Origin of the sequence: Streptomyces phytophilus (assembly GCF_013870535.1) — a bacterium.
GTDB classification, from domain to species: domain Bacteria; phylum Actinomycetota; class Actinomycetes; order Streptomycetales; family Streptomycetaceae; genus Streptomyces; species Streptomyces phytophilus.
This window is the reverse complement of sequence record NZ_JACBXC010000099.1, coordinates 1-10,353: the sequence shown is the minus strand read 5'-3', so window position 1 is coordinate 10,353 and position 10,353 is coordinate 1. Positions and strand designations below refer to the sequence as shown.

The window sequence follows — 10,353 nt, the reverse complement described above, 5'->3', positions numbered from 1 at the left end:
ACCGCCCGGAGGGCCTTCGCGCGGCTGCCCGTGTCCGCCGCCACGATCGTGGCGCGTTCCACGTCCTTCAGCGTCAGCATCAGGCCCAGCTGGTCCGCCGCCGCCGGGCGCGTGGGGATCGGGTGCGCGCCGTTCGCGTCCACGCGGCACGGGACCTCGATGACGGCGTCCGCGTCCAGGCCCGGGACCGTGCCGCGGTTGGGGACGTTGAGGATCAGGGTGGCGTGCTCGTTGCGGGCGATGGCGCGCATCAGGGCCAGGGCCACGCGGTCGTAGCCGCCGCCGTCCAGGTCGCACGAGTCGCGCTGCCAGCCGCCGGTGCTCTCCCGGCTCTCGGCCATGTACGTCGCCTCGCGCTCCTTGCGCGTGCGCTCCCACACCGCCGCGGCCTCGCCCGGGTCCGCCGCGGCGGCGGCGTAGAACGCGGCCTGCTGCTCGCGGAGGAACTCGCCGCGGGTCGCGGGGGCGTTGCTCAGGGCGGCGATGGCCTCGCGGTTGAAGTAGTAGTAGTGCAGGTACTCGTTGGGCAGCGAGCCCAGCGCCTGCAGCCACTCGGCGCCGAAGAGCTTGCCCTCCTCGAAGGACTCCAGGGCCGCCGCGTCGGCGAGCAGGGCGGGGAGGCGGTCCTCGCCGTCGACGAGGATGCGGCGCAGCCAGCCGAGGTGGTTGAGGCCCACGTAGTCCAGTTCGGTGCGCTCCGGGTCGACGCCCAGGGCGCGGGCGGCGCGGCGGGCCATGCCCACGGGGGAGTCGCAGATGCCGATGACGCGGTCGCCGAGGAGGCGCTGCATGGCCTCGGTGACCATGCCGGCGGGGTTGGTGAAGTTGATGACCCAGGCGTCGGGGGCGACGGCCGCGACCCGCTCGGCGATGTGCATGGCGGCGGGTACGGAGCGCAGCCCGTACAGTACGCCGCCGGCGCCGACGGTCTCCTGGCCGAGGAGGCCCTCGGTCAGCGCGGCCCGCTCGTCGAGGCTGCGGCCTTCGAGGCCGCCGGCGCGGATGGCGGAGAAGACGAAGTCCGTGTCGCGCAGGGCGTCGTCGAGGTCGGTGGTGGTACGGACCGCCGGCGGGCGGGCACCGGACGCCGCCGCGTCCGCCGCGTGCTGCGCGAGGACGGCGCCGATGGCTTCCAGGCGCCGCGGCTCCGTGTCGTACAGGACGAGTTCGGTGCACCGCCCGGACTCGTCGCCGCTGTCTTCGAGCAGGGCCCGGAACACCAGCGGCACGCGGAACCCGCCGCCGCCCAGCACTGTCAGCCTCATCCGATTACTCCTTGGGTGCAGATCACCGGCTTGCCGCCGTCTGTACCGTGTCGCGTTGTCAGTGGGGATTCGTAGGGTGTCGTCATGTCACGGTTCCGGCCCGGCATCGATGCGGCGGTCGATGCCGCCGCGGCTGCCGGGAGGGCGGTGGCGCTGCGCGGGGAGGGGGCCCGGGTGACCGGGCCGGTGAGCCGCGAACCTCAACGCGATCTCTCCTCCTTCCTGGGTGGGACGAGCGGCGATCCGCCCCCTGCGGGGCGGTGGAGGTCACACCGTGACGACCTCCACCCCGGCTTCGCCGAAGGCGGCGAGGGTCGCCGGGTCCGATGACGTGTTCGTGATGAGCATGTGCACGTCCTCGGGGCCGCAGATGCGGACGAGTCCCGAGTCGCCGGGGAACTTGCCGGCGCTGGCGAGCAGCACCACCTGCCGGGACGCCCTGATCATGGCGCGCTTGACGGGGACCTCGACGTGGGTGCTGTCCAGCACGCTGCCGTCGGGGAGGATGCCGCTGGCGCCGAGGAAGAGGCGGCCGACGTACAGCTCGCGGAGGTTGGACTCGGTGAGTACGCCGACGACGGAGCGGTAGTTCCGCCGGACCTCGCCGCCGAGCAGGATCAGGGTGACCGCGTGGTCGTCGCGCAGTTCCTCGTAGACCGCGAGACTGCTGGTGACGATCGTCACAGGGCGGCCCCGCAGCCGCTGGGCCAGGGCCAGCGTGGTGGTGCCGATGTCGAGCAGCACCACGTCGCCGTCCTCGACCAGCTCCGCGGCGCGGGTGGCGACCGACTCCCGGCCGCCGGGGTCGTCGTCCGCGACCTCGGCGAAGGGTCTCTCGTCGTCCGCGCGGGCCGCTACGGCGCCGCCGTAGACCCGGGTGAGGCGGCCGGCGCGGCCCAGTTCTGTGAGGTCGCGGCGGGCCGTGGCCTCGCTGACGCCGAGCCGCTTGGCGATCTCCCGGACGGGCAGCACGCCCTCGTCGCCGAGGATGCTGAGCAGCTTCTCGTGGCGCGTCTCTCGCAGCATGGACCGCAATGTACTCCACCTGAGCGAGTTTGCGCGAGTGTGAGTGACCTCTTGCAAAATCCGTCGCGGCGGTGCAAGGTGTCGCTCAATGTGAACCACGAGCAGGAAGGACACGCCGTTGAGCACTCCCTCGGCGGTCCGCACAGCGATCGATCCGCTGGCGGGCACACGGGCTCCCGGCGATCCTGAGCACGACGTTCTCCTCACCGGCACCGTGTTCATGGACATCGTCTTCACCGGTCTCGAAGGCGCGCCCGTGCGCGGCAGCGAGAACTGGGCCCGCGGCATGGGCTCCAGCCCCGGCGGCATCGCGAACATGGCCACCGCGCTCGCCCGCCTCGGGCTGCGCACCACGCTCTGCGCGAGCTTCGGCACCGACCTCTACGGCGACTACATCTGGGAGAGCCTCTCCGAGAGCGAAGGCGTCGACCTCAGCCCCTCGCGGCGGCTCGCCGGCTGGCACTCGCCGGTCACCGTGTCCATGGCGTACGAGGGCGAGCGCACCATGGTGACGCACGAGCACCCCGCGCCCGCCCCCGTCTGCGCCACGCTCCCGCGCGCCCGCTCCGTCGTGGCGTCGCTGGAGCCCGGCCGCGACGAGGCGTGGGTGCGGCACGCGCACGAACAGGGCTCGCAGGTCTTCTCCGACGTCGGCTGGGACGAGACCGGCCGCTGGGACCTGGGCGCGCTGACCGGCCTGCGCTACAGCCACGCCTTCCTGCCCAACGCCGCCGAGGCGATGCAGTACACCCGCACCGACTCCCCCGAGCAGGCCGTACGCGCCCTCGCCGAGCTGGTGCCGATCGCCGTGGTGACCAAGGGCCCCGACGGCGCCGTCGCCGTCGACGGCGTCACCGGCGAGACCGCCGACGTCCCCGGCCTGCTCGTGGACGCCCTCGACCCCACCGGCGCCGGCGACGTGTTCGTCGCCGGCTTCATGACCGGAACCCTGGCGGGCTGGCCGCTCGCCGACCGGCTCGCCTTCGCCAACCTCACCGCCGCGCTGTCCGTACAGCACTTCGGCGGCTCGCTGTCCGCGCCCGACTGGACGGAGGTGGCCGCGTGGTGGATCGAGGCCGCCGCCCGCGCCAAGGCCGGCGACGCGGACGCCGCCGAGGTGGCCCGGCGGTACGACTTCCTGGACGGCCTGGTCCCGGCCCTGGTGCGGCAGCGTCCGCGCCGGCGCGCCATTCCGACCATCGGCTTCCGGGACGAGTAGAACGAAGGAGTTCTGATGGGATTGCGCAACAAGGGCGGCGGTAGAAGGCGGACCAAGGCACTCGTGCCCGCCGCGCTCGCCGCGGGACTTGCCGTCATAGCGGCCGGCTGCGTGCCCGGCACCGACGGCTCCGGCGCCGTCGACGGCGGGGGCGCCGGCGGTGCGGGCGGCCTGCCCGACCCGGCCAAGGCGGGGAACGTGACGCTGACCGTCTGGGACCAGGAGGTCCGGGGCGGCACCAACGCCGAGCTGGAGCAGCTCAACAAGGAGTTCCAGGAGAAGTACCCGAACGTCAAGATCAAGCGGGTCTCCCGGAGCTTCGACGACCTCAAGACGACGCTGAAGCTGGCGCTGTCCGGCAACCGGCCGCCCGACGTCGTCCAGGCCAACCAGGGCTACCCCGACATGGTCGCCTTCGTGCAGGCCGGGCTGCTCATGCCGCTCGACAACTACGCGGGCCTGTACGACTGGAACACGCGCTACCCCAACACCCTGCTCAACCTCAACCGGGTCTCCGCCGACGGCAAGCAGTTCGGCACCGGCCGCCTCTACGGCATCTCCCAGACCGGCGAGTTCATCGGCGTCTACTACAACAAGGAGAAGCTGGCCGACGCGGGCATCGAGCCGCCGAAGACCTGGAAGGAGTTCACGGACAGCCTCGCCACCCTCAAGGAAGAGGGCGAACTGCCCATCCAGTTCGGCAACCTCGACCAGTGGCCCGCCATCCACAACTTCGGCGTGCTCCAGGACCAGCACGGCGCCGCCGAGGCGCGCGACACCGTCCTCGGCCGCGGCGACGGCTTCGACAACGCGTACACCAAGGACGCCGCCGCCGAGATGGCCGACTGGATCGACAAGGGCTACCTGCCCAAGGACGCCAACGGCCGCGGCTACGACGACTCCTACAAGCAGTTCGCCGACGGCGACGGCGGGTACCTGATCGCCGGCACCTGGCTGCAGGCCGACCTGAAGAAGCCCATGGGCGACAACCTCGGCGTCATGGCGCCGCCGCCGGCCGCCGAGGGCGGCAACCCGACCACCACCGGCGGCCAGGGCCTGTCGTGGTCCGTCACGTCCAAGTCCGCGCACCCGGAAGTCGCCGCCGCGTACCTCGACTTCATCACCGACGAGCACGCCGCCGACGTGATGACCGAGAACGGCGTCCTGCCCGCCGTACCCGGCAAGGCGGCCGACGAGGTCGACCCCGACAGCCCCGACGGCCAGATGATCGCGGCCTGGAAGCGGCTGAACGAGGACGACGGCCTCGTCCCGTACCTGGACTACGCCACGCCCACGTTCTACGACACCACCTCCGCCGGCCTCCAGGACCTCATCGCCGGCAAGATCTCGCCCGACGGCTTCGCGAAGAAACTGCAGGACGACTACGGGCCGTTCATGGAGAAGCAGCGCGGCGACGGCGCCGGCACCGAGCCTGCGGGGTCGTGATGAAGTCCCTCACCGCCGGCTACGGCCGCCGCGCGCCGGGCGAACCCCGCGCGGTCGGGTACCTCTACGTCCTGCCCGCGCTCGTCATTTACGCGCTGTTCCTGCTCGTCCCCTTCGGGCAGTCCGTATGGCTGTCGTTCCTGCACTGGGACGGCCTGACCCGGGCCACCTCCGCCGGGTTCTCCAACTACTCCGACATCTTCACCGACCCGTCCCTGCGCGCCCCCTTCGGGCACGCGCTGGTGCTGCTGATCTTCTACTCGGCGCTCCCGGTCTGCATCGGCCTGCTGCTCGCGGCCGCCATGTCCCGGATCCGCGTACGCGGCATGACGTTCTTCCGCACCGTGCTGTTCCTCCCGCAGGTCCTCGCGATGGTCGTCGTCGGCGTCGCCTGGCAGTCCATACTCGCCCCCGACGGGCTGCTCAACGACGTGCTGCGCGCCGTGGGCCTGGACTCCCTGGCCCGCCCCTGGCTCGGCGACTACGACTGGGCACTGCCCGCCGTCGGCATCGTCGGCACCTGGGTGATGACCGGTCTGTGTCTCGTGCTGTTCCTCGCGGGTGCCCAGCGCATCCCGAAGGAGCTGTACGAGGCCGCGCGGCTGGACGGCGCGGGCGCGTTCCGCGAGTTCTTCGCCGTCACCCTCCCGGCGCTGCGCGCCGAGATCGCGGTGGCGCTGACCCTGACGATCGTCGCCGGGCTGCGCAACTTCGACCTCATCTACGTCATGACGAGCGGCGGCCCCGGCGAGGCCACCTCCGTACCGGCGTACGAGGTCTACCACCGCGCCTTCGAGCTGAACCAGGTCGGTTCCGCCGCGGCCGTGGGCGTCGCGCTCACCGTGCTGATCTTCACCCTGACCGTCACGGTCTCCCGGCTCGTCGAAGGACGCCGCTCATGAGCTCCAGGATCGAACGCACCTTTACGTACGGCATCCTTTCGATCTTCGCCGTCATCTCCCTGACGCCCGTCATCGGCATCCTGTCCACCGCGTTCGGCGAGAAGGGCTCCCTCAACACCGGGTTCTCGCTGCCCGAAGGCGGCCTGAACTGGAGCAACTTCTCCGACGCCTGGAGCCAGGGCAACTTCGGCACCTACCTCGGGAACTCGATCCTGGTGGCGGTGGTCGTGGTCACCGTCGCGACGGTGCTGTCGATCCTGGCCGCGTACGCCTTCGGCGTCATGCGCTTCCCCGGCTCGAACGTCCTCTTCTACGTGTTCGTCATCGGCCTGACGCTGCCGCAGGAGGCGCTGGTCGTACCGCTCTACTTCGACCTGCGGCACTACGAGATCACCGACACCTACTGGGCGCTGATCCTGCCGCAGACCGCGCAGTCCCTGGCGTTCGGCGTGTTCTGGATGCGGACCTACTTCCGCAACAGCGCGCAGTCCGTCATGGAGGCCGCACGGGTCGACGGCGCGAACAGCTTCACCACGCTGTGGCGGATCCTCGTCCCCATGGGGCGGCCGGCGATCACCACCATGATCGTGATCACCTTCATGTGGACGTGGAACGAGTTCCTGATGGCGCTGGTCATGATCAGCGAAGAAGGACTGCGCACCGTACCGCTCGGGCTCGCCTTCTTCCAGGGGCAGCAGACCTCCGACACCTCGCTGCTCGCCGCCGCGGCCGTGCTCATCGCACTGCCCGTCGTGATCGTCTACATAGCGCTGCAGCGGCGGTTCATCGAGGGAATGCTCACCGGAGCAGTGAAGGAATAAGAGGAGCAAGGGAGTTGGGAGTGGCAGAGCCGATGCCGAAGCCGTACGACGTGGTCACCATGGGGCGGGTCGGGGTGGACATCTATCCCCTGCAGACCGGCGTCGGCCTCGCGGAAGTCAGCACGTTCGGCAAGTACCTCGGCGGAAGCGCCACCAACGTCGCCGTCGCCGCCGCCCGCTACGGGCACGGCGCGGCGGTGATCACGAAGACGGGCGCCGACCCCTTCGGCACCTTCGTCCGCGACGCGCTGCGCGGATACGGGGTCGGCACCGACTTCGTCGGCACCTCACCGGGGCTGCCCACCCCCGTGACGTTCTGCGAGATCTTCCCGCCCGACGACTTCCCGCTCTACTTCTACCGCTATCCCAAGGCGCCCGACCTGGACCTGGCCGCCGACGAGGTCGACCTGGACGCGGTCCGCGCCGCGCGGGTGTTCTGGATGACGGGCACCGGGCTCAGCGAGGAACCCTCGCGGACCGCGACACTCGCGGCACTCGAAGCGCGCGGCCGGGCGGCGCACACCGTCTTCGACCTCGACTGGCGGCCCATGTTCTGGCCCGAGGGCGCGGGGGAGTCCGCCGACGGGCTCGCCCGCGGGCTGTACCGGGAGGCGCTGGCCCACGCCACCGTCGCCGTCGGCAACCTGGAGGAGTGCGCGGTCGCCACGGGGGAGCGAGAGCCGCGCGCCGCCGCGCGGGCCCTGCTGGCCACGGGGGTCGAACTGGCCGTCGTCAAGCAGGGTCCGCGCGGAGTACTGGCCGTCCACCGCGACGGCGCCGAGGCCGAGGTGCCGCCCGTACCCGTCGAGGTCGTCAACGGCCTCGGCGCGGGCGACGCCTTCGGCGGGGCACTGATCCACGGCATGCTGGAGGGCTGGGAGCTCGACCGCACGATCGCCTTCGCCAACGCCGCGGGGGCACACGTCGCCGGGGAACTCGCCTGCTCCGACGCCATGCCCACGGCGGCACAGGTCGAGGCCCGCCTGCACGCGGCGGCGCCGCGGGGGACGCAGGCGCCGGGAACGCAGGCACAGGGACCGCAGGCACCGGGAACGCAGCCACAGGGGACGCAGGGGGCACAGCGAGCACAGGGGGCCGAGGCGTGACCCGTACCCCCCACCCCCCACACCCCCCGCGCACCCGCCCAAGGGTAGGCGGCCCCAGTGACAGCACGCGCACGCACCGTACACAGCCCCGCAGTGCGACGATCGAAGTCCGCACCGCAACCGCTGCGACCACCCGCGTACGCGCCCACTCCCCGGAGACCCAGGCATGACCGTTGACAAGATCGGCGACCTCACCGCTACCCGCGTCCACAACCCCGAGGCCGTCGCCGCCGCGGCGGCCGCCCGCCGCCCCGCCGCCTCACCCCTCGGCGGCAGCGGCGACACCACGGGCCGGGCCATGATCATCGCTGCCGACCACCCCGCCCGCGGCGCCAACGCCGTCGGCGCCGACGCCCACGCCATGGCCGACCGCGGCCTCCTCCTCGAACGCCTCTGCCTGGCCCTCGAACGCCCCGGCGTCACCGGCGTCCTCGCCACCGCCGACATCCTCGAAGACCTCCTCCTCCTCGGCGTCCTCGACGGCAAGTCCGTCTTCGGCTCCATGAACCGCGGCGGCCTCGCCGGCTCCGCGTTCGAAATAGACGACCGCTTCACCGGCTACGACGCCGAGACCATCGCCGCCATGGGCTTCGACGGCGGCAAGATGCTCACCCGCATCGCCCTCGGCGACCCGGCCACCGCCGCCACCCTCGAAGCCGGCGCCCGCGCCGTCGACGCCCTCGCCGACCGGCGGCTCATCGCCATGGTCGAGCCCTTCCTGTCCCACTGGCAGGACGGCCGCGTACGCAACGACCTCAGCCCCGACGCCGTCGTCACATCCGTCTCCATCGCCTCCGGGCTCGGCCGGCGCAGCGCCTACACGTGGCTGAAGCTCCCCGTCGTCCCCGACATGGAGCGCGTCGTCGCCGCCACCACCCTCCCCGTGCTGCTCCTCGGCGGCGACGCCGGCGGCGCGGACAGCCAGCGCGCCGTCTTCGACGCCTGGCGCGGCGCACTGCGGCTGCCCGGCGTGCAGGGCCTCGTCGTCGGCCGATCGCTGCTCTACCCCGCGGACGGCGACGTCGGCGGAGCGGTGGACCGGGCGGTGGGCCTGCTGTGAACGGCACCGACGACAACCTCTACGTACCCGCCGGAGGCGCCGCCGCCGGCCCGTACCGCACGGACATCGGCCCGCGGTCCGCCGGCTGGGGCTACTCCGGCCTGCGCATCCTCGAACTCGCCCCCGGCGGGAGCCACACCCTGGCCACCGGCGACGCCGAGCACCTCGTCCTGCCCCTCGCCGGCGGCTGCACCGTCGAGGCCGACGGGGAGCGCCTCGAACTCACCGGCCGCGACGGCGTCTTCAGCAGGCCGACCGACTTCGCCTACGTACCGCGCGACGCCGAGGTCCGCATCACCAGCCCCGGCGGGGGCCGCTTCGCGCTGCCCTCCGCGCGCTGCGAGAAGCGCCTGCCCGTGCGCTACGGCCCCGCCGCCGGCGTACCCGTCGAGCTGCGCGGCGCCGGCACCTGCAGCCGTGAGGTGCACAACTACTGCCTCCCGCAGACCTTTGACGCCGACAGGCTCCTGGTCTGCGAGGTCCTCACCCCCGGCGGCAACTGGTCCTCCTACCCGCCGCACAAGCACGACGAGACCCGCCCCGGCGAGGAGAGCGAGCTGGAGGAGATCTACTACTTCGAGGTCGCCGACGGCCCCGACGGCCGCCCCGGCATGGCCTACCAGCGCGTCTACGGCACCGCGGAACGGCCCCTGGAGGTACTCGCCGAGGTGCGCAGCGGCGACACCGTGCTCATCCCGCACGGCTGGCACGGCCCCTCGATGGCCGTGCCCGGCTACGACCTGTACTACCTGAACGTCATGGCAGGCCCCGGCGCCGAACGGGCCTGGCTGATCTGCGACGACCCGGCACACGGCTGGATCCGCAGCACCTGGGACGACCAGGACACCGACCCGAGGCTGCCGTTCGGAGGAGGGACGCGATGACCGCAGAGCACGCGGAGGGGACCGTCAGGCTCACCACCGCCCAGGCGCTGGTGCGCTTCCTGGCCAACCAGTACAGCGAACGCGACGGGGTCGAACAGCGCCTCGTCCCCGGCATCTGGGGCATCTTCGGCCACGGCAACGTCGCCGGCGTCGGCCAGGCGCTGCTCCAGGCGGCCCGTACCGGCGAGGCGGACCTCCCGTACCACCTGGCCCGCAACGAGCAGGCCATGGTCCACGCCGCCACCGCCTACGCCAAGACGGCCAACCGGCTCCAGACCTACGCCTGCACCTCCTCCATCGGCCCCGGCGCCACCAACATGGTCACCGGCGCCGCCCTCGCCACCACCAACCGCCTGCCGGTCCTCCTCCTGCCCGGCGACGTCTTCGCCACCCGCGCCGCCGACCCCGTGCTCCAGCAGCTCGAAGACCCGCGCAACGGCGACATCACCGTCAACGACGCGCTGCGCCCCGTCTCCGCCTACTTCGACCGCGTCGAACGCCCCGAGCAGCTCGTCCCCGCCGCGCTCGCCGCCATGCGGGTGCTCACCGACCCCGCCGAGACCGGCGCCGTCACCCTCGCGCTGCCGCAGGACGTGCAGGCCGAGGCGTACGACTGGCCCGCGG

Annotated in this window: 10 protein-coding genes; 8 read left to right on the top strand and 2 right to left on the bottom strand. The window is 72.2% G+C overall.

Annotated features, from left to right (window positions below; translation table 11 throughout):
- Window positions 1–1,265, bottom strand: a 1,265-nt coding sequence (locus H5J30_RS08390; RefSeq protein ID WP_181786552.1) for a family 4 glycosyl hydrolase, incomplete at its 3' end; no start/stop codon positions are given.
- Window positions 1,266–1,532: 267 nt separating this feature from the next.
- A complete protein-coding gene (locus tag H5J30_RS08385) occupies window positions 1,533–2,291 on the bottom strand; it encodes a DeoR/GlpR family DNA-binding transcription regulator (RefSeq protein ID WP_181786550.1) in 759 nt (252 codons plus the stop codon).
- Window positions 2,292–2,409: 118 nt separating this feature from the next.
- On the opposite strand from H5J30_RS08385, the gene H5J30_RS08380 reads away from it, so the two are divergent.
- The 8 genes from H5J30_RS08380 to H5J30_RS08345 all read left to right on the top strand — a co-directional run.
- Complete coding sequence (locus tag H5J30_RS08380; protein WP_181786548.1) at window positions 2,410–3,510, top strand: carbohydrate kinase family protein; 1,101 nt, start codon at window positions 2,410–2,412, stop codon at window positions 3,508–3,510.
- A 63-nt stretch (window positions 3,511–3,573) separates the two neighbouring features.
- A complete protein-coding gene (locus H5J30_RS08375; protein WP_181786557.1) occupies window positions 3,574–4,956 on the top strand; it encodes an extracellular solute-binding protein in 1,383 nt (460 codons plus the stop codon).
- Complete coding sequence (locus H5J30_RS08370) at window positions 4,956–5,858, top strand: carbohydrate ABC transporter permease (RefSeq protein WP_145900323.1); 903 nt, start codon at window positions 4,956–4,958, stop codon at window positions 5,856–5,858. The genes H5J30_RS08375 and H5J30_RS08370 overlap by 1 nt, the downstream gene beginning before the upstream one ends.
- Entirely contained in the window at window positions 5,855–6,679 is an 825-nt protein-coding gene (locus H5J30_RS08365) for a carbohydrate ABC transporter permease (RefSeq protein WP_100299764.1), read from the top strand. The genes H5J30_RS08370 and H5J30_RS08365 overlap by 4 nt, the downstream gene beginning before the upstream one ends.
- Window positions 6,680–6,711: 32 nt before the next feature.
- Complete coding sequence (gene iolC / locus H5J30_RS08360; RefSeq protein ID WP_181786554.1) at window positions 6,712–7,785, top strand: 5-dehydro-2-deoxygluconokinase; 1,074 nt, start codon at window positions 6,712–6,714, stop codon at window positions 7,783–7,785.
- A 166-nt stretch (window positions 7,786–7,951) separates the two neighbouring features.
- Complete coding sequence (locus tag H5J30_RS08355) at window positions 7,952–8,845, top strand: Cgl0159 family (beta/alpha)8-fold protein (RefSeq protein ID WP_181786546.1); 894 nt, start codon at window positions 7,952–7,954, stop codon at window positions 8,843–8,845.
- A complete protein-coding gene (gene iolB / locus H5J30_RS08350; RefSeq protein WP_181786544.1) occupies window positions 8,842–9,729 on the top strand; it encodes a 5-deoxy-glucuronate isomerase in 888 nt (295 codons plus the stop codon). The genes H5J30_RS08355 and iolB overlap by 4 nt, the downstream gene beginning before the upstream one ends.
- Window positions 9,726–10,353 (top strand): thiamine pyrophosphate-binding protein (locus H5J30_RS08345; RefSeq protein ID WP_258563184.1); only part of this gene is annotated, 628 nt, incomplete at its 3' end. The genes iolB and H5J30_RS08345, both read left to right, overlap by 4 nt.